This is a genomic window from Caldimonas caldifontis (assembly GCF_002930615.1).
Classification (GTDB): domain Bacteria; phylum Pseudomonadota; class Gammaproteobacteria; order Burkholderiales; family Burkholderiaceae_C; genus Caldimonas; species Caldimonas caldifontis.
Map to the genome: position 1 here is coordinate 63,134 of NZ_PSNX01000013.1, position 23,979 is coordinate 87,112.

At 68.4% G+C, this 23,979-nt stretch carries 20 protein-coding genes and 1 pseudogene; 7 read left to right on the forward strand and 14 right to left on the reverse strand.

Annotation, left to right across the window (positions count from 1 at the left end; all coding sequences use genetic code 11):
• Positions 1-104 precede the first annotated feature (104 nt).
• Together C1704_RS13985 and C1704_RS13990 are read right to left on the reverse strand one after the other, a co-directional pair.
• Positions 105-638 carry a thermonuclease family protein gene (locus C1704_RS13985; protein ID WP_245876495.1) on the reverse strand — a complete coding sequence of 178 codons (534 nt, stop codon included), beginning with the start codon at positions 636-638 and terminating at the stop codon, positions 105-107.
• Positions 635-3,082 carry a ligase-associated DNA damage response DEXH box helicase gene (locus C1704_RS13990; RefSeq protein ID WP_104303358.1) on the reverse strand — a complete coding sequence of 816 codons (2,448 nt, stop codon included), beginning with the start codon at positions 3,080-3,082 and terminating at the stop codon, positions 635-637. The genes C1704_RS13985 and C1704_RS13990 overlap by 4 nt, the downstream gene beginning before the upstream one ends.
• A gap of 87 nt (positions 3,083-3,169) precedes the next feature.
• Here C1704_RS13990 and C1704_RS13995 point away from each other — a divergent pair, with 87 nt between their 5' ends.
• Genes C1704_RS13995 through C1704_RS14005 form a run of 3 tightly spaced genes read left to right on the forward strand, consistent with a single transcriptional unit; the run spans position 3,170 to position 7,513 of the window.
• Positions 3,170-3,901: an ABC transporter ATP-binding protein gene (locus tag C1704_RS13995; protein ID WP_104303390.1), complete on the forward strand. Its 732-nt coding sequence runs from the start codon at positions 3,170-3,172 to the stop codon at positions 3,899-3,901.
• Positions 3,898-6,300: an ABC transporter permease gene (locus C1704_RS14000; protein WP_245876496.1), complete on the forward strand. Its 2,403-nt coding sequence runs from the start codon at positions 3,898-3,900 to the stop codon at positions 6,298-6,300. The genes C1704_RS13995 and C1704_RS14000 overlap by 4 nt, the downstream gene beginning before the upstream one ends.
• 22 nt (positions 6,301-6,322) lie before the next feature.
• A complete protein-coding gene (locus C1704_RS14005) occupies positions 6,323-7,513 on the forward strand; it encodes an efflux RND transporter periplasmic adaptor subunit (protein WP_336469946.1) in 1,191 nt (396 codons plus the stop codon).
• A gap of 5 nt (positions 7,514-7,518) precedes the next feature.
• Here the strand turns inward: C1704_RS14005 and C1704_RS14010 are convergent, their stop codons facing one another.
• Positions 7,519-8,373: a DUF429 domain-containing protein gene (locus tag C1704_RS14010; protein ID WP_104303360.1), complete on the reverse strand. Its 855-nt coding sequence runs from the start codon at positions 8,371-8,373 to the stop codon at positions 7,519-7,521.
• A gap of 71 nt (positions 8,374-8,444) precedes the next feature.
• Here C1704_RS14010 and C1704_RS14015 point away from each other — a divergent pair, with 71 nt between their 5' ends.
• Positions 8,445-9,554 (forward strand): DUF748 domain-containing protein, encoded by a 1,110-nt coding sequence (locus tag C1704_RS14015; RefSeq protein ID WP_104303392.1) that lies wholly within the window; start codon positions 8,445-8,447, stop codon positions 9,552-9,554.
• Here C1704_RS14015 and C1704_RS14020 read toward each other — a convergent pair.
• The 9 genes from C1704_RS14020 to C1704_RS14060 form a co-directional block, all read right to left on the reverse strand.
• Positions 9,532-9,963 (reverse strand): BLUF domain-containing protein, encoded by a 432-nt coding sequence (locus C1704_RS14020; RefSeq protein WP_104303361.1) that lies wholly within the window; start codon positions 9,961-9,963, stop codon positions 9,532-9,534. The two genes, C1704_RS14015 and C1704_RS14020, sit on opposite strands and share 23 nt — an antisense overlap.
• A gap of 9 nt (positions 9,964-9,972) precedes the next feature.
• Complete coding sequence (gene folE / locus C1704_RS14025) at positions 9,973-10,698, reverse strand: GTP cyclohydrolase I (protein WP_104303362.1); 726 nt, start codon at positions 10,696-10,698, stop codon at positions 9,973-9,975.
• A 91-nt stretch (positions 10,699-10,789) separates the two neighbouring features.
• The gene (locus C1704_RS14030; protein ID WP_104303363.1) at positions 10,790-12,508 is read right to left on the reverse strand and encodes an ATP-dependent DNA ligase; all 1,719 of its coding nucleotides are present in this window, start codon (positions 12,506-12,508) and stop codon (positions 10,790-10,792) included.
• Positions 12,509-12,515: 7 nt separating this feature from the next.
• Positions 12,516-13,511 carry a ligase-associated DNA damage response exonuclease gene (locus C1704_RS14035; RefSeq protein ID WP_104303364.1) on the reverse strand — a complete coding sequence of 332 codons (996 nt, stop codon included), beginning with the start codon at positions 13,509-13,511 and terminating at the stop codon, positions 12,516-12,518.
• Positions 13,512-13,514: 3 nt separating this feature from the next.
• A complete protein-coding gene (gene clsB, locus C1704_RS14040) occupies positions 13,515-14,831 on the reverse strand; it encodes a cardiolipin synthase ClsB (protein WP_104303365.1) in 1,317 nt (438 codons plus the stop codon).
• Between the two features lie 3 nt (positions 14,832-14,834).
• Positions 14,835-15,635: an endonuclease/exonuclease/phosphatase family protein gene (locus tag C1704_RS14045; RefSeq protein WP_104303366.1), complete on the reverse strand. Its 801-nt coding sequence runs from the start codon at positions 15,633-15,635 to the stop codon at positions 14,835-14,837.
• Positions 15,632-16,123, reverse strand: a complete 492-nt coding sequence (gene nudB, locus C1704_RS14050; RefSeq protein ID WP_104303393.1) for a dihydroneopterin triphosphate diphosphatase — start codon at positions 16,121-16,123, stop codon at positions 15,632-15,634. Before nudB ends, C1704_RS14045 begins: the two co-directional genes overlap by 4 nt.
• 124 nt (positions 16,124-16,247) lie before the next feature.
• Positions 16,248-18,044 (reverse strand): aspartate--tRNA ligase, encoded by a 1,797-nt coding sequence (gene aspS, locus C1704_RS14055; protein ID WP_104303367.1) that lies wholly within the window; start codon positions 18,042-18,044, stop codon positions 16,248-16,250.
• Between the two features lie 100 nt (positions 18,045-18,144).
• Positions 18,145-18,480 (reverse strand): FmdB family zinc ribbon protein, encoded by a 336-nt coding sequence (locus tag C1704_RS14060; protein WP_104303368.1) that lies wholly within the window; start codon positions 18,478-18,480, stop codon positions 18,145-18,147.
• Between the two features lie 142 nt (positions 18,481-18,622).
• Between C1704_RS14060 and C1704_RS14065 the strand changes: the two are divergent.
• Positions 18,623-20,052 (forward strand): annotated as a pseudogene (locus C1704_RS14065) (high affinity choline transporter 1).
• A gap of 19 nt (positions 20,053-20,071) precedes the next feature.
• On the opposite strand, the gene ubiB reads toward C1704_RS14065, so the two are convergent.
• Together ubiB and C1704_RS14075 are read right to left on the reverse strand one after the other, a co-directional pair.
• Positions 20,072-21,628 (reverse strand): ubiquinone biosynthesis regulatory protein kinase UbiB, encoded by a 1,557-nt coding sequence (ubiB, locus tag C1704_RS14070; RefSeq protein ID WP_419186807.1) that lies wholly within the window; start codon positions 21,626-21,628, stop codon positions 20,072-20,074.
• A complete protein-coding gene (locus C1704_RS14075; protein WP_146076089.1) occupies positions 21,625-22,155 on the reverse strand; it encodes a hypothetical protein in 531 nt (176 codons plus the stop codon). The genes ubiB and C1704_RS14075 overlap by 4 nt, the downstream gene beginning before the upstream one ends.
• A 93-nt stretch (positions 22,156-22,248) precedes the next feature.
• Here C1704_RS14075 and galE point away from each other — a divergent pair, with 93 nt between their 5' ends.
• Positions 22,249-23,265 (forward strand): UDP-glucose 4-epimerase GalE, encoded by a 1,017-nt coding sequence (gene galE, locus C1704_RS14080; protein ID WP_104303371.1) that lies wholly within the window; start codon positions 22,249-22,251, stop codon positions 23,263-23,265.
• A 105-nt stretch (positions 23,266-23,370) separates the two neighbouring features.
• The gene (locus tag C1704_RS14085; RefSeq protein ID WP_104303372.1) at positions 23,371-23,727 is read left to right on the forward strand and encodes a hypothetical protein; all 357 of its coding nucleotides are present in this window, start codon (positions 23,371-23,373) and stop codon (positions 23,725-23,727) included.
• The last annotated feature ends 252 nt before the right edge of the window (positions 23,728-23,979 follow it).

Here is a 23,979-nt window from a genome sequence, read left to right on the forward strand (position 1 = left end):
CGCAAAGCCCATGCCCCCCTGTCGGGGGAACGTACACTCAGCAACACGCCCGTGCGCGGCACCGTGGACTACATCACAGGTTTTCCTGGTTCGTGCAAGCCTTGTCATCGGCAGGGCCCGTGCAATTGACGGAAGACCGCCGGCGGCATGGGTTCAGGCTGGGAGAAAAGCCCACGTGTGGCCGCACGGGCCTGCCGTTCCTGGGTCTCATAGGGCCCCACCCCCTGCCGATACCGGTAGCTCCAGGCGTGCCCTTGCGCCACCATCCACGCGCCAATGTCCTCGCCGTCCTGATACAGCCGGCCGAGCCAGCGCGCGTAGACGTCCTGCCGGCGCAGCTGCACCTGCACGGCACGTCCCAGCACGCGTTCACGCAGTGCCTCCCCGGCCTGAGTGCCCCAGGCCTGGCAGGACTCCGGCGCATCGATGCCCTCAATGCGGACCTTGAGGCGCCCGGTGGGCCCCTCGCCGGATACCCTCCCCACGTCGATCCAGACCGTGTCCCCGTCGGAGACATGGGTCACGATGGCGACGATCCAGGGGGCCTCGTCCGTCCTGGCCTGACCGACAAGGCCGAACAAGAGGGCCAGGGCCCAGAAGACCGCGCAGAAGACCCTCGCGTTGATGTCTCGATTCACGATTCCAGTCCCTTCTGGGCGTCCTTCAGAATCCGGGCCAGCCGGTCGGCCAGCTTCTCATTGCTGAGTTTCTCCCGGAAACGCTCCACCATCAGCGGCAGGCTCATGGGGCTGGGGTGACGCAGCTCCACCACCTCGCGGCGCCAGAGCCGCAAGCGCTCGAGCGTGGCCGTGAGGCGCCGCAGGTCGAGTTCCTGGCTCAGCACCTCGCGCTCGGCCTGGACCAGCAGGAGGTTGCCGGCATCGTACTTGCGGAAGACCTCGAAGAAGAGGCTGCTGGACGCCTGGAGCTGCTTCATGCTCTTGGGTGCGCCGGGGTAGCCGCTGAACACCAGCCCCGCCACACGTGCGATCTCGCGAAAGCGCCGCTGCGACAGCTCGGTGGCATTGAGGCTGGCCAGCACGTCGTGCAGCAGGTCGTCCGTGGTGAAGACCGAGCCGTCCAGCACGGGGGAGAGGTCCACCGGCTCGGCGCTGAGCAGTTCGAAGCCGTAGTCGTTCATCGCGATGCTGAAGGTGTTCGGCCGATCGCGCGCCAGCCGCCAGGCCAGCAGGCTCGCCAGCCCCAGGTTCACGAAACGGCCCGCGAACGGATAGAGGTAGAGGTGCTGCCCTTCGCGGGAGCGGTAGCGCTCGATCACCAGGGTGTCGGGCCGGGGCAGGCGGGAGACACGACGCTGCATCTCCAGCATCGGGCGCGCCGTTTGCAGCTCCGGCTCGAGGAAGTGGCCCTGGTCGGCAGCAGCCAGCAGTTCGAGGACGGCGTCGGCCATTTCGGTGGACAGGGGCATCTTGCCGCCGCCCCAGCGCGGCACGGCGCCGCGATTCTTCTCGGCGCGGCGCACGTAGGCCGTCATGTCCTGCACACGGATGAACTCCAGCAGCCGCCCGGCGAAAAGGAAGCAATCGCCCTTCTTCAGGCGTGCGATGAAGCTCTCCTCCACCGAGCCGAGGCTGGCCCCGCCCAGGTATTTCACCTGCATCGAGGCATCGCTGACGATGGTGCCCACCTGGAGCCGGTGGCGGCGCGCAATGCCGGCATCGGCCACACGGTAGACGCCTTCGACGAGTTGCACGCGGTGGTATTCAGGATAGGCCTGCAGGCTCTCGCCGCCTCGTTCGACAAAGGCCAGCGCCCAGCGCCATTCGGCGTCGGTGAGCGTGCGGTAGGCCCAGGTGCTGCGCACCTCGGCCAGCAGGTCGGTGGCCACGAAGCCACCACCCAGCGCCACGGTGACGAGGTGCTGCACCAGGACGTCCAGGGGCTTGTCCGGCGACTCGCGCTTCTCGATGCACCCGGCCTGCGCCGCGCGACGAGCCGCCGCAGCCTCCACCAGTTCCAGCGTGTGGGTGGGCACCAGCGTCACGCGGCTCGGCCGCCCCGGCGCGTGGCCGCTGCGGCCTGCACGCTGCAGCAACCGCGCCACGCCCTTGGCGGAGCCGATCTGCAGCACACGCTCCACCGGCAGGAAGTCCACACCCAGGTCCAGCGAGGAGGTGGCCACCACGGCCTTCAGCCGCCCCTCCTTCAGGCCCAGCTCCACCCATTCCCGCACGGCCTTGTCGAGCGAGCCGTGATGCAGGGCCACGATGCCGGCCCACTCGGGCCGCGCCTCAAGGAGCATCTGGTACCAGAGCTCGGCTTGCGAGCGGGTGTTGGTGAAGACCAGGCTCGTGCCCGAACGCTCGACCTCCTCGACCACCGGTGCCAGCATCTGGCCGCCCAGGTGGCCCGCCCAGGAAAAGCGCCCCGGCTCATGCGGCAACAAGGTGTCGATCACCAGGGTCTTGTCCATGCGACCCTGCACCAGCTGGCCCTTGCGATGACCCAGCAGCACCGCCATGGCCTCCTCCAGGTTGCCCAAGGTGGCGCTCAGACCCCAGGTGACAAGCGATGGGTTCCAGACCCTCAGCCGGGCCAGGGCAAGCTGCACCTGCACGCCCCGCTTGTTGCCCATCAGCTCATGCCATTCATCGACGATGATGGTGTGGACACTGGTCAGGCGCTCGCGCGCGTCGGCGCGCGTGAGGAGCAGGCTCAGCGACTCGGGCGTGGTGACCAGGGCTTCGGGCAGGCGGCGGTCCTGTCGGGCCCGCTCGGCGCTGGGGGTGTCCCCGGTGCGCAGGCTCACCCGCCAGCGCGGCGCCAGATCCGACAGCGGCAGGGACAGGGCCCGCACCGTGTCCGCGGCCAGGGCCCGCATGGGCGTGATCCACAGCACCCGGCTCCCCGCCGGTGCCGGGGCGTGTTCCCGATCACGCATCAAGGCGCCCAGCCACACCGCATAGGTCTTGCCCGATCCCGTCGTGGCGTGCAGCAGTCCGCTGCGCCCGGCCGTCATGGCGCGCCAGACCTCCCGCTGGAATGGGAAGGCCGTCCAGCCTCGTGCGGCCATCCAGGCGTCCGCCGGGGTCTCCTCCACATCGTCGGGCTGGCGCTGCATGGGCCTGGATTATTCCGTGAGCTCAGGACGGCTGCCGGCTTGACATGCATCAACCCGTTCGAACACCGTGGCAGGCACGATGCCCTCATGCCCGCCAATCCCACGCCCCTGCCGTCCGAGCCGATCTTCTGCGCCCGTGGCCTGAGCAAGGTCTACCGCACCGGCGAAGTCGAGGTGCACGCCCTGCGCGGCGTGGACCTGGACGTGTACCGGGGCGAGTTCATCGTGCTGCTGGGGGCCTCGGGCAGCGGCAAGTCCACGCTGCTCAACATCCTGGGCGGGCTGGACGTGCCCACCGCCGGCCAGGTGCGCTTTGCCGACCACGACCTGAGCGCCGCCTCCGAGGCCGAGCTGACGCGCTACCGCCGCGAGCACGTGGGCTTCGTGTTCCAGTTCTACAACCTGATCCCCAGCCTGACGGTGCGCGAGAACATCGCACTGGTCACCGACATCGTGCCGGACCCCATGCCCATCGACGAGGCCCTGGCCCTGGTGGCGCTGACGCCGCGGCGCGACCATTTCCCCTCGCAGCTCTCGGGTGGCGAGCAGCAGCGCGTGGCCATCGCGCGGGCCATCGTCAAGCGGCCCGAGGTGCTGCTGTGCGACGAGCCCACCGGCGCGCTCGACTATGAAACCGGCAAGCTGGTGCTGGACGTGGTCGCACGCATCAACCGGGAGCTGGGCACCACGGCCATCGTGATCACCCACAACGCAGCCATCGCCGGCATGGCCGATCGGGTGATCCGGCTGGGCGATGGCCGCATCCTCAGCGTCGAACGCAACGAGCGCAAGCTCACGCCGGCGGAACTGGCGTGGTGAAGGCGCTGCTCTCTCTGCGCTGGGTGCCCACGGCGCTGGACCGCAAGCTGGTGCGCGACCTCGTGCGCCTGTGGAGTCAGGCCCTCACGATCGCTCTGGTGGTGGCCAGCGGCGTGGGGGGCTTCCTCACCAGCCTGAGCGCCGTCGATTCGCTTGCACTCGCGCGGGAACGCTTCTATGCCCAGGGTCGATTCGCCGACGTGTTCGCCACCGTCAAGCGCGCTCCAACCGCGCTGGCCGACCGGCTGCGCGAGGTGCCGGGCGTGGCCGATGTGCAGACCACGGTCGAGCAACTGGTGCGTGTGCGCATCGACGGCATCCATGACCCCATCCTGGGCCGGCTCATCGGGCTCGATGCCCGGGAGCCTCATCGCATGAACCGGGTGGTGGTGCGCAGCGGCCAGGCCCCCTCCTCGCAGGGACCCGCCCGCAGCGACGGCCATCTGGAGGCGCTGGTGTCTGCCGGGTTCGCGGATGCCCGGGGTCTGAAGCCTGGCGACACCCTCACCGCCCTGGTCAACGGACGGCTGCGCACGCTGCGCATCACCGGGACCGCACTGTCGCCCGAGTACATCTTCGCCGGCCTCGGCGGCATGCCCGATCTGCGCGGCTTCGGCATCTTCTGGGTCGATCATGACGCGCTGGCCGCCGCCTACGACATGCGAGGCGCCTTCAATCAGGTCGCCGTGAAGCTCGCACCCGGTGCGGCCGAACAGGACGTGCGCGCCCGACTCACCGGTCTGCTGGCCCCCTACGGCGCCGGTGAGGCCCTGGGGCGCGAAGACCAGACCTCCCACGCCATGCTGGAGGCCGAGATCAAGGAGCAGCAGGTGCTGGGCACCGTGCTCCCATCCATTTTCCTCGGCGTGGCCGCCTTCCTGCTGCACGTGGTGGTGTCGCGCCTGGTCTCCACGCAGCGCGAACAGATCGCTGCGCTCAAGGCCCTGGGATACCCCAACCGCCGGATCGCCGCCCACTACCTGAAGCTGGTGATGGTGATCGTGGTCGTCGGGCTTGCTCTGGGCGTGTGGCTGGGCCAGTGGCTGGGCGCCGCCTTCACGCGACTGTATGCCGAGTTCTTCTATTTCCCCGTCTTCGAGCACCGCCTGGCCCCGAACCTGCTGGTGCTGAGCCTGGGCATCACGGTGGCCACCGCGGTGGCCGGCACGCTCAGCGCCATCGGCGCCACGGTGCGGCTCGCGCCGGCCGAGGCCATGCGCCCGCCCGCTCCGGGGCGCTTTCGCCGCACCCTGCTCGAGCGCCTGGGCATCCGTGGCGTTGCACCGGCCTGGCAGATGATCCTGCGCAACATGGAGCGCCGCCCGCTGCGCACGGCGCTGTCGATCGGCGGCGTCGCCGCTTCGGTGGCCATCGTGGTGATGGGCAATTTCATCCGAGATGCGATGGACCACATCGTGGACACCCAGTTCAACCTCGCCATGCGCAGCGATGTGATCCTGTGGATGGTGGACGCGGCGAACGACACGGCGCGGCTGGAGGTGGCCCGACTGCCCGGCGTGACCGCCGTGGAATCGGGCCGCGACGTCCCGGTGCGATTCACACACGGCCCGGTGAGCGAGCGCGGCGCCATCCAGGGCTACGCCGCCGCGCCCGAACTGCGGCGCATCATCGACATCCGCGGTCGCCAGACCCCCTTGCCCGACGACGGCCTCGTGATGACCGACCGGCTTGCCCGCAAGCTGGGCCTGCGCATCGGCGACGCAGTGCAGGTACAAGTGCTGGAGGGTCGCCGCCAGACGCTGACCCTCACGCTGGCTGCCACGGTGCAGGAGATGATGGGCCTGAACGCCTACATGGAGCGCCAGGCCCTGAACCGGCTCTTGCAGGAAGGCGATGTGTCGTCACAGTACGCCGTGGCCCTGGAGCGTGGCAGCGAGGCGGCCTTCCTGGACGCCACGCAAGGCCTGCCGCGCGTGGTGGGCACCTTCAGCAAGCACACCCTGCTGCGCAACATGCAGGAGATCAGTGCGCGCAACATCCGCCTGATGAGCACGGTGCTGACCCTGTTCGCCAGCGTGATTGCCATCGGCGTGGTCTACAACAACGCCCGCATCGCCCTGTCAGAACGCGTGTGGGAGCTGGCCAGCCTGCGCGTGCTGGGCTTGACCCGGGCCGAGGTGTCAGGGCTTCTGCTGGGCGAGATGGCCTTGAGCATCGCCATCGCACTGCCCATCGGCATGGTGCTGGGATGGGGCCTGGTGCACCTCATCGCCCAGTTGCTGCAATCCGACCAGTTCCACTTTCCGGTCGTGATCCAGGCCCGTACCTATGCCTGGGCCGGCCTGTGCGTGGTGGCTGCGGGCGTGGCCAGTGCCCTGGTTGTTCGCCGCCGCATCGACCACCTGGACATGGTGGCCGCCTTGAAGACCCGGGAATGACGTGATGAAGAAAAGAACCTTGGTGACCTCTGCCCTGGCCGTCGTGGCCGTGGGCCTGCTGCTGGCCTGGGCGTTTGCGCCTCGCCCCGTCCAGGTCGAAGTGGCCGAAGCCCGCCGCGGCCTCTTCGAGCGCAGCATCGAGGAGGACGCGCGCACCCGGCTGCGCGACCGCTACATCGTCTCGGCCCCGCTGGCCGGCCAGCTCGCACGCATCACCCTGCGCGAAGGCGATGCCGTGCGCGCCGGTGATGTGCTGGCCACGCTCACGCCCGTTTACTCCCCCATGCTCGACGAGCGCACCGTGAGCGAGCTCAACGCCCGGATCGACACGATCCAGGCCATGGTGCAGCGTGCCGGCGCCCGCGTCGAACGCGCCCAGGTGGCGGTGGAGCTGGCCCGACAGGAGCTCGCCCGCAGCGAGCAGCTGGCCCAGCAGGGCTTCATCGCCGCCACCAAGCGCGACACCGATCGCCTGGCCCTGGATGCCGCACGGAAGGAATATGACACCGCCGTGCTCGACCAGCGCGTGGCCCGCCACGAACTGACGCAGGCCCGCGCCGCACTGTCGGCGGTGCGCGCGCCCGGCACCGGTGCCGCCCGGGCCTTCCAGGTGCGCGCCCCGGTGGATGCGCAGGTGCTCAAGCTTTCGCAGACCAGCGAGGGCGTGGTGGCCCTGGGCAGCCCGCTGATGGAGCTCGGCGACACGCGCCAGCTCGAGGTGGTGGCCGAGCTGCTCACCCACGAAGCCCTGCAGACCCCGCCCGGCACGCCAGTGCGCATCGACCGCTGGGGCGGCCCGGTGGTGCTGGACGGCCGCGTGCGGCGGGTGGAGCCGGCGGCCTTCACCAAGGTCTCGGCCCTGGGGGTGGAAGAGCAGCGCGTGCGCGTGATCATCGACATCGACACCCCCCATGCCCAGTGGTCGGCCCTGGGCGACGGCTACCGCGTGGGCGTGCAGCTCATCGTGCGCCGCGAACGTGACGCCCTGCGCGTGCCGGTCAGCGCCGTCTTTCCATGGGACAGCGACAACCGCAGCAACATGGCGGTCTTCGTCGTGCGCAATGGGCGTGCCCACCTCCAGCCGGTCACGGTGGGCGAGCGCAACGGCGTGGAAGCCTGGATCCGTGAAGGCCTGGACGAAGGCGCCTCGGTGATCATCTACCCGCCCGCGGCTGTCAGGGACGGTGTGCGCGTCCAGGCACGCCAGCCCTGAGCGGCTCAGGCCGTGAGGATCCAGCCTTCCAGCGGGTCCACCTGCAGCGGCCACCCCCAGCGCGGCCGGTCGATCGACCAGGCGGCCTGCATCATGCAGAGCACGGCGTCGAGCCGGTCTCCGGAGGCGTCGGCCGCCAGCTCGTCCCGCTGCGCCGAACTCAGATGCAGGCGCAGGCCGAGGCGGCTGCGGCCCTGCACCAGCGCCTCGATCAGGTCCTTGCGGGCGATCAGGCGTTCGGGCGTCTGGCGGGCGGCCTCATCACTCTTGTAGCTGCGCGCGCCGATCAGTTCGCGCGCCAGCATCCCCGGGTAACCCTCCAGCGCCACGCGGGAAGCATCGCCCGCCTGCAAGCCGGGCAGATGCACGCCGGCGCGGCGCAGCGCCGGCACCCCGGCGTGCAGCATGTAGGCCACCGGAGGGTTGACCCATTTCATCGATGGCGATGAGCCGGCCGGCCGGTCCGCCACCCGGTGGGCGAACTTGGCCCCCACGGGTCGGGACTGGCAGAAGGCCGCGAAGGTCGCCCGGATCTCGGCTCGCTCCAGGGCAGCATAGTGGTCCATCAGCGCCGGCCAGTCGGTGGGCCAGCCCAGATGCTCCACCAGCTCGCGGGGCAGCCCGAAGGGAAAATCAAAGGCGCCCACCCAGGGACCCGGCTGCACGAGCCAGGCCTCAAAGCCGGCTTCATCGGTCAGCGACTGCATGTGCAGCAGTCGCACCCGCGCCCCCTGGCGCTCGCCCACGGCGGCGGTGATGGGCTTGCGGCGGGTGGGCCGGCTGGTGAAGTCGACGCCCACAACGCGCAGCCCCTCGGGCCAGGGGCCTGCGGCATGAGGATTCAGCAACAAGTCTTGCACAGGTGCATTGTCCTGGAGTCGACAAAGCCCCGCCGACCTCCTCCACAATGGAGAGCTTCACCCCCAACACCATGGATCAGCCCCTCCCGCCCGCTTCACCGCGCCGACTGGCACGGCGCATCGCCTGGACGCTGGCCGCCCTGCTGGTGCTGGGTTTCAGCGGCCTGCAGCTCGCGGCCTGGCAGCTCAAGGCCCAGGTCGAGCAGGCCCTGGGGCCGCGCGCCTCCGTGGGCAGCCTGCGCGTGACCTGGGCCGGCGTGGAGGCCACCGAGGTGCGCGTGCGCTCCACGCGCAGCGAACGCGCCGGCAGCTGGCCGGCCGACGACGAACTGCGTGCCCAGCGCGTCGTGCTCACACCCGACCTGTGGGGCCTGCTCACCGCGGACCTGCGCATTCGCCGGGTGCTGATCGAAGGTGGCTACCTGTCGATGTGGCGCACCCGCGAGGGGCGTCTGCGCGTGCTGCCAGCCCTTTTCGACCGGCCGCGAGACCCCAAGGCCTCGGGCCAGAGTGGCGCCGGGCTGCCGCTGCACATCGCACAGGTCGCCCTGCACGACACCGCACTGGAATTCTTCGACGCCTCGGTGCGCCAGCCGGCCCTGAAGCTGCGCCTGGAGGGACTGCAGGCGCGTGTGGGGCCGCTGGATCTGCCGGCCCTGGACACGCCCACCGCCTTCGAGCTCGACGCCACGCTCAAGGGGGTGCAACGCGACGGCCGGGTGAAGCTCGCCGGTGAGGTGACGCTGGCCACCACCGATGCGCGCGTGAAGGCGGACCTGCGTGGCGTGGACCTGGTGGCGCTGCAGCCCTACCTGATCAAGGTGTCCGAGGCCGGCGTGCGGCGCGGTGCCATGGACCTCAGCATCGACGCCCGGGTGCGCAACCAGCAGCTGCACGCCCCGGGCCGCCTCACGCTGATCGGGCTCGAGTTGAACAGCAGCGGCGGCATGCTGGGCACCTTCGCGGGGGTGCCGCGTCAGGCGGTGCTCGCCGCGATGAGCCGGGACGGCAAGCTGGACGTGGCCTTCACGCTGGAAGGCCGCCTGGACGACCCGAACTTCTCGCTCAACGAGAACTTCGCCCTGAAGGTGGCCGGCGGGCTGGCCTCGGCCCTGGGTGTGAGCCTCGGCGGCGTCGTGGAAGGCGTCGGCAACGTGATCAAGGGCCTGTTCGGCCGATGATGGAGGCGGTGGCGATCAGTTCCTCCAGAAGCGCCATCGACACCCGCCCCGGCACCGCATAGGGGTCGAGGGTCGGCTTCTCGGAGTACTTCAGCACGATGGACGGGTTGATCTTGCCGAGGTTGACCTGCCCCATCGTCCAGCCGGCGAAGCGGCGCTCGCTGATTTCCTCGTAGTGCAGCAGCACGACATCCTGGTGCCGGTCGTCGCGCACGATGTCGCTGTAGAGCTTGTTGACCGCCTCCCGCCCGCCTTCGAGCACCTGCATGAAGAGGTTGCCCCCGTAGCACAGGATGCCGGTGATGCCCAAGGGCGGATTGTGTGCGCGAGACTGTGCCAGGATGGAGTCGATGGCCTCATGCGTGAGCGGCTGGGCCGCGCGGCTGGCGTAGAGCAGACGGACGAGCATGGGGGGACCTCAGGGCTTCTTGCTGTTGAGCAGGGCCAGGAATTCGCGGCGCAGGTTGGCATCCTTCAGGAAGCTGCCGCGCATCACGCTGTTGATCATCTTGGAATCCATGTCCTTGACGCCGCGCCACTGCATGCAGAAGTGGTCGGCCTCCATCACGATGGCCAGGCCGTCGGGCTGCATCTTGTCCTGCAGCAGGTCGGCCACCTGGGTGACCGCCTCCTCCTGGATCTGCGGCCGGCTCATGATCCATTCCGCCAGGCGCGCATACTTCGACAGGCCGATCAGGTTGGAGTGCTCGTTGGGCATCACGCCCACCCACAGCCGCCCGATGATGGGGCAGAAGTGGTGGGAGCAGGCGCTGCGCACCGTGATCGGCCCGACGATCATCAGCTCGTTGAGTCGCTCCACGTTCGGGAACTCGGTCACGTCGGGCTCGGCCACGTAGCGGCCCTTGAAGACCTCTCGCAGGTACATCTTGGCCACGCGGCGCGCGGTGTCCTGGGTGTTGTGGTCGCTCTCGGTGTCGATCACCAGGCTTTCGAGTACGCCGGCCATCTTGGCCTGGACCTCGTCGAGCAAGGCTTCCAGTTCGCCGGGCTCGATGAAATCCGAGATGTTGTCATTGGCGTGAAAGCGCCGCTGCGCGGCCTTGATGCGCTCGCGGATGCGCACCGACACCGGCACGCCTTCCTCGTCATCGCGATTCAGGGGAACGGAACTCAGGGCGGTCATGGGCTGGGCCTTCCAGGGTCAAGCAGCCATCCTAGCAGCGCGGCATGAGCCTGCCGTGCATCCTCGCTCAATGGCCCCCGGGTGTCCAGGCCTATGGCAGCAGAGCTTCCAGCGAGGCCAGGCAGTCGGCCTCGTGAAGGGGTTTGTCGTCGCGGATGCGCAGCATGCGGGGAAATCGCACGGCGATGCCGCTCTTGTGGCGGGTGCTGCGGTTCAACCCTTCGAAGCCGAGCTCGAAGACCAGGCTGGGCCGCACGCTGTGCACCGGCCCGAAGCGCTCGAGCGTGGTGCGTCGGATGACGGCATCGATGCGCCGGAACTCCTCGTCGCTCAGCCCCGAGTACGCCTTGGCGAACGCCACGAGCTGCAAGGCCCCGGGTTGGGCCGGCTCGCGGCGGGCGATCGCCTCCACCACGGCCTGCGCCTCGTCGGCATCGCGCGGGGGGCGGTTCCACACGGCAAAGGTGTAGTCGGTGTAGAGGCTGGCGCGGCGCCCGTGGCCACGCTGGGCATAGATCAGCACGGCGTCCACGCTCAAGGGGTCGGTCTTCCACTTCCACCACACACCCTCGGACTTCGTGCGCCCGGTGCCGTAGCGGGCCTCGCGCTGCTTGAGCATCAAGCCCTCCACCCCCCGCGCGCGCGAGCCCTCGCGCAGCCGGGCGAGCCCTGCCCAGTCGGCTGCCTCCACCAGCGGCGACAGGTTCAGCGTCGCCGTGCCGTCCGAGCGCGAGCCCAGCCGCGCCGCCAGCGCTTCAAGCTGCAGGCGGCGCATGGCCTGGGAGGCTTTCCGAAGATCCCGCCCCTCCCATTCCAGCAGGTCGTAGGCGATCAGCGCCACCGGCACCTCGGCCAGCACACGCCGGCCGAGCGTCTTGCGCCCGATGCGCTGCTGCAGCAAGGCAAAGGCCGCCGGGCGCCCGTCCTTCCACACCACGAGCTCCCCGTCGATCACCGTGCCTTCGGGCCAGGCACGCGCGGCCTCCACCACCTCGGGAAAGCGGTCGGTCACGAGTTCCTCGCCGCGCGACCAGATCCACACGTCGCCAGCGCGTCGCACGACCTGCACACGGATGCCGTCATATTTCCACTCGGCCTGCCAGTCGGTCACCGGCCCCAGCACCTCGTCCATCGCCTCGACCGGTGTCTCCAGCGGGTGGGCCAGGAAAAAGGGATAGGGCTGGCCGGCGTCCTGGCGGGCATCGATGGCCGGCGACACCAGGGCCTCGAACTGCGCCGCGTCGGGCGGTGCGCTGGCGGCTCGTCCGGTGGTGGCGAAGCCCATGAGCCGCTGGGCGATGATTTCGGGTGGCAGCCCGGCCTGCTCGGCCAGCGCACGCGTCACGAGCAAGCGCGACACCCCCACGCGGAAGCCCCCGCCGATCAGCTTGCCCAGCAGAAAACGGCCGGGTGTGTCGAGTTCGTTCCACCACTGGCGCAGGCGCTCGCGCTGCACCTCGGGCGGGGCCTCTCGCAAGGGCAGGAGGCGCTGATCCATCCACTGCGCCAGGCCCAGCTCGATGGCCGTCTTAGGAGGCGGGAGGATCAGGGCGATGGTTTCGGCCAGATCGCCCACGCTCTGATAGCACTCTTCGAAGAGCCAGTCGTCGATACCCGCCGCCTCGCAGGCCCAGGTCTTGAGCTGCGCCGTGCCCACCACCCGCCGGGGCCGGCCGCCACTGAGGAAGTAGACCGCCCAGGCCGCATCGGCCGCCGTGGCACGCGCGAAGTAGCGCCGCAGCGCCGCCACCTTGTCACGGGTGGACGTGGTCGCGTCCAGCTCGGCGTAGAGGTCGGCGAAGTCGCGCATCGCAGGCTCAGTTCTCGTCGCCGTACTCGGTGCGGAACGAGCCCGCCTCCAGGCCCTGCTCCTGCAGCCAGCGCACCATCACCGCCTCGTAGCCGTGGGTCACGATGACACGGGACGCACCACTCGCGCCGATGGCCCGCTGCAGTGCCGGCCAGTCGGCATGGTCGCTCAGCACGAAGCCCCGGTCCACGCCCTGGCGACGCCGCGTGCCGCGCAGCCGCATCCAGCCGCTCACGTACCCGTCGCGCGCCTCGCCCAGACGACGTTCCCAGGTGCTGCGCGAGGCCGCAGGGGGGGCAATGACCAGGGCACGGGTCAGGGTGTCTGGCGTGACGCCCGGCCCCAACGCCAGGGCCTCGGGCAGCGACACGCCCGCCGCCACGTAGGCCCGGTTCACAGCCGCCACCGCCGGGTGCACCACCAGCGGCCCGGGCCCCTCGCCCAGCCCATGCAGCAGGCGCTGCGCCTTGCCGAAGCTGTAGGCATAGAGCAGGCTGGGCCGCCCGTCGGCAGCGTTCGCCGCCCACCAGCGCCGGATCTCGTCCAGCACTTCGGCCTGGGGTGACCAGCGGTAGATCGGCAGGCCGAAGGTCGATTCGGTGATGAAGCAGTCGCAGCGCACCGGCTCGAAGGGCGCGCAGGTGCCGTCCGCTTCGAGCTTGTAGTCGCCCGACACCACCCAGACCTCGCCGCGGTGCTCGATCCTCACCTGAGCCGAGCCCAGCACATGCCCGGCCGGGTACAGCGACACCTGGACGCCGCCGATCGTCACCGTCTCGCCATAGGCCAGGGCCTGCAGCGAGATGTCGCCCAGGCGCTCGCGCAGCACGCCCGCACCCGGCGCCGCCGCCAGGTAGTGCTGGTGGCCACTGCGCGCGTGGTCGGCATGGGCGTGGGTGATCACGGCGCGCGCCACCGGCCGCCAGGGGTCGATGTGGAAGTCACCCGCGGGGCAGTACAGCCCGTCCGGGCGTGCCACCACGAGATCGGCGCGAGCCGCCATGCCTCAGTACCGCCCGGTGGCTCCGGCGACCCGCATGAACAGCCGCGCCATCCAGGCCACCAGGCCGCGTCGCAGGTAGCGACGCCAGGCCGGCAAGCCCAGCGTCTCGCGGGTCACTTCACGTGAGACGGCCATCGCCTGCTCGATCTCGTCGGCCAGTCCCGCCACGAAGCCGGCATCACGCACGATCACGTTGCCCTCCAGGTTCACCAGCAGCGACAACGGATCGATGTTGGAGCTGCCCACCGTGGCCCAGTCGTCGTCCACGACCGCCACCTTGGCATGCAGAAAGGCCGGCGTGTACTCGAAGATGCGGATGCCGTGCGCGAGCATCTCGTCATAGAGCGCCTGCGCAGCCAGGGCGGCCATGCGGTAATCGACCTTGCCCTGGAGCAGCAATCGCACTTGAACGCCCCGCTGGGCCGCATGGCGCAGTGCGCGGCGAAAGGCCCGTCCGGGATAGAAGTAGGGGCTGACCAGGTCCACCCGCTGACGGGCCCCGCGGATGGCCTCGATGTAGGCTCGCTCGATGGTGCGGCGCTGCTTGAGGTTGTCTCGCACCACGAAGGCCACACGCATGGGGTGCGGGTCGTGCAAGGCCCGCTCCACCACCTGCCAGCGGGTGGTGCGAAGCCTGCGCAACAGACGGCGCGCGCGCGCCATCGGGTAAGAGCTGCGCGCCAGCTCCACGAGCTCGTCGCGCCAGTCCCGGCCAAGATGCGAACGCATCCACAGAGCGCGCACGGTCTGCTCCATCGGAGCCACGATCGGGCCGCGCACCTCGACGGCATAGTCCAGCCGAGGCCAATCGCTCCAGCCATGGTGAATGTCAAGCCGGTCATCGATGATGTTGATGCCCCCCACGAATCCCACGTCGGCATCGACGACGCACAGCTTCTGATGCAAACGCCGCAGCTGGCCCGGCTGCAGCCAGCTGCGCCACCCTGCCAGCGGCCGGAAAACGGTCAGGCGCACGCCGCTGTCGCGCAGGCGGGGGCCGATCCTGGCCAGCGAAGGTCCTGAGCCGAAGCCGTCGATCACCACACTGACACGCACGCCACGTTGCGCCGCACGCGCCAGGGCCGCCGCCATGTCCTGCCCCGCAATGTCGTCGTGAAAAATGTAGGTGGCCAGCCAGACGCGGTGACGCGCCCGCTCGATGGCTTCCTGCATGGCCGGGAACAGCTGGTCTCCCCCTCGCAGCAGACGCACCTGGTTGGAGCCTGTGAACAGGGGCCGCGACTGGGCGTACCAGGCCAGAGCATGGGTGTCGTCTTCAGACACCGGTTCGGCCATCAGATTGTCGGGCCGTGCCGCCATGGCTCAGACCGGCTCCAGCTCGGCCACCAGCGGAAGGTGGTCGGACATGCGCGCCCAGGACGTCCCACGTGGCACGAAGGTCGAGACGCAGCGCAGACCGCGGGTGTAGATGCGATCGAGCGCGAACACCGGCACACGCGAGGGGAAGGTCAGCGGGCGGCGGCCGTTCGGATCGCAGGCCCGCTCCAATCCAAGGGCCGAAATGGCCGGGTTGAGCTTTTCGCCCCAGTCGTTGAAATCCCCGGCCACGATCAACGGAGCTCCTGGCGGAACATGCGTCTCGATGAAATCCGCCAGGCGCTCCACCTGCCGGATCCGGCTGGCATGGATCAGCCCGAAATGCGCCACCACTGCATGCAGCTCACTTCCCTGCCACTGCACAGGCACATGCAGCAGGCCCCGCTGCTCGAAGCGGTGATCCGACACATCATGGTGGCCGATGTCACCGATCGGCCAGCGTGACAGCAAGGCATTGCCATGCTCGCCGTCACGGGTCACCGCATTGGTCCGGTAGGCCGCCACATAGCCCTCGGGCGCGAGGAAGTCGGCCTGCGACTGATCCGGCCAGCCAAACCAGGTGCGCTCAAAACGACGCGCATCGCGGTGGTGGAAGCTGCGCACCTCCTGGAGGAACACCAGATCTGCATCGAGCGCTTCCACACCCAGCCCCAGGTTATGGATCTCCAGGCGACGCAACGGCCCCAGGCCGCGCACCCCCTTGTGGATGTTGTACGTGGCCACGCGCAGGCGCTGCCCATCGAAATGGGTGGCCGGCGGAAGCTGGCTGGACTGCAGGGGGTTCATGCAGAGCCAGCCTCCCCATGGCCCGCAAAGCGCGGCAGCATCAGGATGGCCTCGGCGTTGGACGGCGAAAAGCAACGATCAGCCGCGGCGCGCCAGGGCAACCAGGCATGCTGAAGGTGCTCCCGCGGTGTCAGACGCACGGGAATGTCGCGTGGCACCTGCAGGCCGAACACATGCTCGGTGTTGTGCGTGACGCCGGGGGCGTAGCGGTGCCGCCACACCGGGTAGATTTCGTACACATTGCGCAGGCCCCAATCCACCAGCTGCTCACGCGGTACCGCCGCACTGCCGATCTCGATCCCCGTCTCTTCGGCCACTTCCCGGATGCAGGTGTCCACCAGTGGTTCGTCCGGACGATCCTTCGACCCCGTGACACTCTGCCAGTACCCCGGCCGATCGGCACGCTCGATCAGCAGCACCTCCAGCGCCGGGCTGTGGATCACCACCAGCACGGATTCCGGAATCTTCGGTGGGCGTTCACTCAAGATGCCAACTCCTGTCACTGCCGTGGATTCTGGACCATCCAGCGCCCTGTTGCGCTGAGAACCCGCCCCGAAAAAACAAGGGGTGGCCGCCAGGGCCACCCCTTCGATACCGACGGGTCGCAACAGTTCAGGCGGCCGCCGCAGGCTGCGGGTTGCGAAGCCGGATGTGCAGTTCGCGCAGCTGTTTCTCGTCCACGTTGGACGGCGCGCCCGTGAGCAGGCACTGCGCGCGCTGCGTCTTGGGGAAGGCGATCACGTCACGGATGGACTCCGCCTTGGTCATGAGCGTGACCAGGCGGTCCAGACCGAAGGCCAGCCCGCCATGGGGCGGTGCGCCGTACTGCAGCGCATCGAGCAGGAAGCCGAACTTCTGGCGGGCCTCCTCGGGGCCGATCTTCAGGGCACTGAAGACCTTGCTTTGCACATCGGCACGGTGGATACGCACCGAACCGCCGCCCAGCTCCCAGCCGTTGAGCACCATGTCATAGGCCTTGGCCACGCACTTCTCGGGGGCGCTGTCCATGTAGTCCTCATGCCCGTCCTTCGGCGCCGTAAAGGGATGGTGCACGGCGTTCCAGCGGTGCTCGTCCTCGTCGAACTCGAACATCGGGAAGTCCACCACCCACAGCGGCGCCCAACGGTCTTCGAACAGGCCGCCCGCCTTGCCGAACTCGCTGTGCCCGATCTTCACGCGCAGCGCGCCCATGGCGTCGTTCACCACCTTGGCTTTATCAGCCCCGAAAAAGATCAGGTCGCCGTTGCGCGCACCCGTGCGGGCCAGGATTTCGCCGATGGCGCCGTCGTGCAGGTTCTTCACGATGGGCGACTGCAGGCCATCGCGGCCCTTGCCGGCGTCGTTGACCTTGATCCAGGCCAGGCCCTTGGCGCCGTAGATCTTCACGTAGTCGGTGTAGGCATCGATCTCGCTGCGGCTCATCTCGCCGCCACCTGGGATGCGCAGCGCCACCACCCGGCCGCCCTTGGTGTTGGCCGGGCCCGAGAAGACCTTGAACTCCACGTCCTTCATCACCTCGGTCAGCTCGGTGAACTCGAGCTTCACGCGCAGGTCGGGCTTGTCCGAGCCGTAGCGGTGCATCGCATCGGCGTACTTCATCACCGGATACACCGGCAGCTCCACGCCCATCACGTTGCGGAAAACCGTGCGGATCATGCCTTCGAACATGCCGCGGATCTCTTCTTCATTGAGGAAGGAGGTCTCGATATCGATCTGGGTGAACTCGGGCTGACGGTCGGCGCGCAGGTCCTCATCGCGGAAGCACTTGGTGATCTGGTAGTAGCGGTCGAAACCGGCCACCATCAGCAGCTGCTTGAAGAGCTGCGGCGACTGGGGCAGCGCGAAGAACATGCCATCGTGCACACGACTGGGCACCAGGTAGTCGCGCGCGCCCTCGGGCGTGCTCTTGGTGAGCATGGGCGTCTCGACGTCGATGAAGCCATTGGCGTCCAGGAACTTGCGCACCTCCATCGCCACCTTGTAGCGCAGCATGAGGTTCTTCTGCATGTAGGGTCGGCGCAGGTCCAGCACCCGGTGGGTCAGGCGCGTGGTCTCCGAGAGGTTCTCGTCGTCGATCTGGAAGGGCGGCGTCACGCTGGGATTGAGCACCTCCAGCTCCTGGCACAGCACCTCGATCTTGCCGCTGGTGAGATTGGCGTTTTCGGTGCCGGCCGGGCGGGCACGCACCTTGCCCACCACCTTCAGGCAGAACTCGTTGCGCACACCTTCGGCGACCTTGAACATCTCCGGGCGATCGGGATCGCACACCACCTGCACCAGACCCTCGCGGTCGCGCAGGTCGATGAAGATGACGCCGCCGTGATCCCGGCGGCGATGGGCCCAACCCATCAGGGTCACGGTCTGACCCATCAGCGCTTCGCTGACGAGGCCGCAGTAGGTGGTTCTCATGCAATCACTCCGATACGGGGGGGAAGCGCCAAGGCTTGGCGCCCAAGGGCCGATGCGCCCTGGAGACGCCGGGCCTCGCGCGGCCCGGCCGGGAAGTCAGTCAATGGCAGGCGCAGGAGCCGCCGCAAGGTGCCGATGCCGTGCTGGCCGGGGTGCTCGCGCCGCCACTGGCGGGCGAATCGCCGGTGCTGCCAGATGCCGACGCCGCGGCGGCAGCCCCACCCGCAGCTGCAGCGCCGGTCGAGCCCGATGCCCCGCCACGGAAATCCGTCACATACCAGCCTGATCCTTTGAGCTGGAAGCCCGCGGCGGTGACCTGCTTGCGGAAGGTTTCCGCACCGCAGTGTGGGCAACGCGTCAGCACCGGATCAGAGATTTTCTGAAGCACGTCCTGCCCATGCCCGCAGGACTCGCACTTGTAAGCATAGATAGGCATACCAACACCCAGAGGAAATGAGAAAAACCCTGAATTATAGGTGTCCGGCTTCAGGCATGTTTCCTGCATTGGTGGGCCGACTTGGGCCACCTATAATCCGCGCGCATTTGTAACCCCCTTCCCTGGCGAAAGGAATGCCCCGATGTTGCTGACCCTCGTGTTCATCTATCTGGCGCTGTCGATCGGCATCGGGTTGTATGCATCGCGGCAGGTGCACAGCGCGCGCGCGACTACATCACCGCCAGCCGCCACCTGCCCTTCCCGGTGGTGATGGCCATGGTGTTTGCCACCTGGTTCGGCGCAGAAACCGTGCTCGGCATCTCGGCCACCTTCCTCGATGAAGGTTTCCGCGGCCTGATCTCCGACCCGTTGGGCGCTTCGCTGTGCCTGGTGCTGTTCGGGCTCATCTTCGCGCGGCCACTGTACCGGATGAATCTGCTCACGCTGGGGGATTACTTCCGCATCCGTTACAGCCGCCCGGTCGAACTGGCGGTGTCGATCTGCATTGTGCTCTCCTACCTGGGATGGGTCGCCGCCCAGATCACCGCCCTGGGCCTGGTGTTCAACGTGCTGTCGGCCGACGCCATTTCCATGAACGAGGGCATGCTCATCGGCATGGCCGTGGTGCTCCTGTACACCGTGTTCGGGGGGATGTGGTCGGTGGCCGTGACGACTTTTGTGCAGATGATCGTCATCGTCGTTGGCCTGCTGCTGGTGACGAACGAAGCCGCCACTCAGGCCGGGGGTGTGGCCACCGTGATCGCCAAGGCGGCCGCCGAGGGCAAGTTCGAGTGGCTGCCCACCCTGGACATGATCGACATCCTCGGCTGGACGGCCGCATTGCTGACCATGGCCCTGGGCTCCATCCCCCAACAGGACGTGTTCCAGCGCGTGAACTCGTCCAAGAACGAGTTTGTCGCTGTCTGGAGCACGGCTCTGGGTGGTGTGGCCTACTTCTTCTTCGCCTCCATCCCGCTCTTCCTCGCCTACAGCGCGAACCTGATCGACCATGGCCTGGTCGAGCGGCTGATGGAGGTGGACTCGCAGCTGGTGCTGCCGACGCTCGTGATCGAGCGCATGCCCTTCTGGCTGCAGGTGGTGTTCTTCGGCGCCCTGCTCTCGGTGATCATGAGCACGGCTTCGGGCACCCTGCTGGCGCCGGCCGTGACCTTCGCCGAGAACGTTCTGCGCCCCTTCCTGAAGAACCAGACCGACCGCCAGTTCCTGATGATGACCCGTGTCATCGTGGCCTGCTTCGCCGTGCTGGTGACCACCTATGCCGTCGCCACGGATGCCACCATCCACACCATGGTCGAAAACGCCTACCGCGTGACGCTGGCCGGCGCCTTCGTGCCGCTGGCCTTCGGCCTGTTCTGGAAGCGGGCCAACAACCGTGGCGCGGCGCTGGCGTTGGTGTTCGGGCTGGGCACCTGGCTGGTACTGGAAGTCCTGGGCATCGATGAGCCCGTCGAACCCCAACTCATCGGCCTGGTCGCCAGCGCCATCGGCATGATCATCGGCGGTCTCACCGGCCCCGCCGCCCGCCCCCAAAGCGCGGCTCACACGGCCTGAACCCTAGCGCAGCGCGCGGCTACCACCACAGCCGCGCGCGCGTCATCACCTGCAGGGCCAGCAGGCCCAGCGTGAAGCCCACACCGCCATACAGGATGGCCTGGAGCAGACGGTTTGTGCGGCGCTGCTCCCTGATCAGACGCTGCAACTCCCGGGACTGCGGGCCCTGCGACTGCTGCAACGCGTGGTGCAGGAGTCGAGGCAGCTCCGGCAGCAGCTTGGCGTAACGCGGTGCCTCGTTCTTCAGCCGCGCCCACAGGCCGCGCCAGCCAATCTGCTCGTTCATCCAGCGCTCGAGGAAGGGCTTGGCCGTGCTCCACAAGTCCAGGTCCGGGTCCAGTTGCCGACCCAGCCCCTCCACGTTGAGCAGGGTCTTCTGGAGCAGCACCAGCTGGGGCTGGATCTCCACATTGAAGCGTCGGGATGTCTGGAACAGACGCATGAGCACCTGACCAAGCGAGATGTCCTTCAGCGGCTTGTCGAAGTGGGGCTCGCAGCAGGCACGGATGGCGCCCTCCAGCTCGTCGACCCGGGTGTCGGGCGGCACCCAGCCGCTTTCCAGATGCAACTCGGCCACGCGCTTGTAGTCGCGCCGGAAGAAGGCGATGAAGTTCTGTGCCAGGTATTCCTTGTCGAACTCGGTGAGCGTGCCGATGATCCCGAAGTCCAGCGCGATGTAGCGCCCGAAGGTGGCCGGGTCGATGCTGACCTGGATGTTGCCCGGGTGCATGTCGGCGTGGAAGAAGCCGTCGCGGAAGACCTGGGTGAAGAAGATCGTGACACCGTCGCGCGCCAGCTTCCTGATGTCCACGCCGGCCTCGCGCAGCCGCTGGACCTGGCTGATGGGCACGCCCTTCATGCGCTCCATGACGATCACCTGCTCGGCGCACAGGTCCCAGACCATCTCGGGCACGATGACCAGGTTGAGGCCGTCCATGTTGCGGCGCAGCTGCGTCGCATTGGCGGCCTCACGCACCAGATCGAGTTCGTCGTGCAGGTACTTGTCGAACTCGGCCACCACCTCGCGCGGCTTGAGGCGCTTGCCGTCCGGCCACAGGCGCTCGACCCAGGCCGCCAGGATGCGCAGCAAGCCGAGGTCTTCCTCAATCACCTTGAGCATGCCCGGCCGCAGCACCTTGACGGCCACCTCCCGGCCGTCGCGCAGGCGGGCGAAATGCACCTGGGCGATGGACGCGCTGGCCACGGGTTCGCGCTCGAACGCCTCGAACAAGGCCTCCACCGGACGGCCGAAGGCAGCCTCGATGCTGCGCACCGCCTGTTCCGCCGGGAACGGGGGCACACGGTCCTGGAGCCGGGCAAGTTCGTCGGCCACCTCCGGCGGCAGCAGGTCCCGTCGGGTGGACAAAACCTGACCGAACTTGACGAAGATCGGGCCCAGACGCTCCAGGGCCTCGCGCAGCCGTTCCCCGGCGGGCCGCTCGAAGCGGCGCCCCGTGCCTGCCAGGCGGGCCCCCCAGCGCACCAGCCGCTGGGGGGCCTCGCGCAATGCGATCTGATCCAGCCCGAAGCGCCAGACGGTGTAAAGAATGACCAGCAGACGCAGCAGGCGCATCACCGGGGCCCGCCGCCCATGCGTTGCGCCAGGGGAGCCAGCGCCTTCAGGGTGGCTTGCACCCCCGCCCCGATCGAGCGCAGGGTGTTTGCCATCGGGCGGGCTGCGGCATCGCCGAACAGACGCGCCAGGTCTTCTTCAGGGTCCCACCGCACGTTGTCCATCAGCCAGGCCAGTGTGGAAGCCAGTTCCGCGTCTCCCCGCAGGGCCACGGCCGAGCGGTCACCGCTGAGCAGCTGGGCGGCCAGTTGAACGGGTTGCGTGGCATCCACCTTCAGCTCGAGCACACCGACCGGGTCCGTCGGGAGTTCAACCCGTTCGAGCAGGCCGGCCGGGGTGATCGTCCACGCCGCTGGCGGCGGCGGGGGCAGCAGGGCCGGCCAACCTTCGAAACTGAGCCTCAGGCTGCGCCCCTCGTGGAGCTTCAGCCGTTGCGTGGCCGCAGGCTCCGAGGCCAGGACGTGGTTGAGCGCCAGCGTGACACGGTCCAGCACGGCAGGGCCCAGAAGGTTCAAGACTGAATCGAGCATGCCGGGAATTGTAGGTGGGTGCCCCTCGGGCCGTGGGGGTGTGCCCTCGGTCATCTGGAACAATCCCGGTCACCCTCAGCCCATGGAGCTTTCATGTCCCGCGTTCTCCTGACCGGCGCCACCGGATACATCGGATCGCACACCTGGCTGGCGTTGCTCGAGGCCGGCCACACCGTGGTCGGTCTGGACAACTTCGCCAACAGTTCCCCCAAGGTGCTCGACCGCCTCAGCCAACTGGCTGGACAGCGGGTCACCTTCGAGGAGGCCGACGTCTGCGACCCGCTCGGCCTGGCCCAGGTATTGTCGAGACACCGCATCGATGCCGCGATTCACTTCGCGGCGTACAAGGCGGTGGGGGAATCCGTGCAGCAGCCTCTGCGCTACTACCGCAACAACATCGGCGGCCTGCTCAACGTGGTCCAGGCCCTGCAGGATCAGGGTGTGTTCCGACTGGTCTTCAGCTCCTCGGCCACGGTCTATGGTCAGCCCGAGACGCTGCCGATCCCTGAAGACGCCCCGCTGGCGACCACCAATCCCTACGGGAGCACGAAGCTGATCGGTGAGCAACTGCTCGCCGAACTGGAGCGTTGCGATCCCCGCTGGCAGATTGCCCGGCTGCGCTACTTCAACCCCGTCGGCGCCCACGAAAGCGGCCTCATCGGCGAGGATCCGCGGGGGATTCCCAACAACCTCATGCCCTATGTCTGCCAGGTCGCCGTGGGGACCCGGGCCGAGTTGCAGGTGTACGGGGGCGACTACGACACACCTGACGGCACCGGTGTGCGCGACTACATCCACGTGATGGATCTGGCCGAGGGTCATGTTGCCTCGATGAAACACCTGCTGGACGGCGGCGGATCCCACGTCGTGAACCTGGGCACAGGCCAGGGACACAGCGTGCTGGAGGTCGTTCAAGCTTTCGAACAGGCCAGCGGACGCCCCGTGCCCTACCGTATCGTCGACCGGCGGGCCGGCGACGTGGCCGCCTGCTACGCGGACCCCAGCCTCGCCCGCCGCCTGCTGGGCTGGGCTGCACGCCGCAGCCTGTCTGCCATGTGCGAGGACGCCTGGCGTTGGCAGTCGGGCCATCCGCGCGGCTACGACGGCTGAGCGCTGATGTGAAAGCGCGATGGCAGTGTCACCCCCCAGGCGCGGGATGGGAAAAAACAACGGGGTCCGTGACACTTCCCGAAACACTGCTGAAGGGAAGGAGCCATGAAAGCTCGTCTGGCCATCGTCATCCTTGCGGCTCCGCTGTGGGCCTGGGCCGCTGACAGTGGTGCGAACGGTGCCCATTCGCCGGCTCTTGCGTCTGCCCCACCTTCCGAACGCATCCAGCCGGCTGTGATCCAGTCAGCCCCTGCTGGGCGCACCGAACTGGCCAACGCCACCCATTGGTCCTCCATGCAGGCCACGTCCACACGGGGTGCGCGCACCGAAACGGTGGGTGCCGCCCCATCCGGCAGCCCCCGCTCGGACGGCTTGCCCAACTCGGGCCTGCAGTTCTACGCGCTCATTGCCGCTGGCATCGCTGCCGTCGGGTTCATGGCCAGCCGACGCACCCATTCCTGATCTCCCCGACGCCCTGGGGCCCTGCCGACGCCTTGACCGGCGCAGGCAGGGCCTTTGTCTTCATGCTTCACGTGGGCAACGAGGGCGGCACCAAGCGCGACGAAGCGGCGTCATTTCCCCTCAAACACGTGGGTTGGCGAGCCTTCGAACCGGCCGACAATGCCTCTCGGCAGCCGACGGCGCAACTGCCGTCTGCCCCGCCGAAGGATGCGCCCTGCCCCTTCCCCGACCCGGGCGTCGAACGCATCGTCC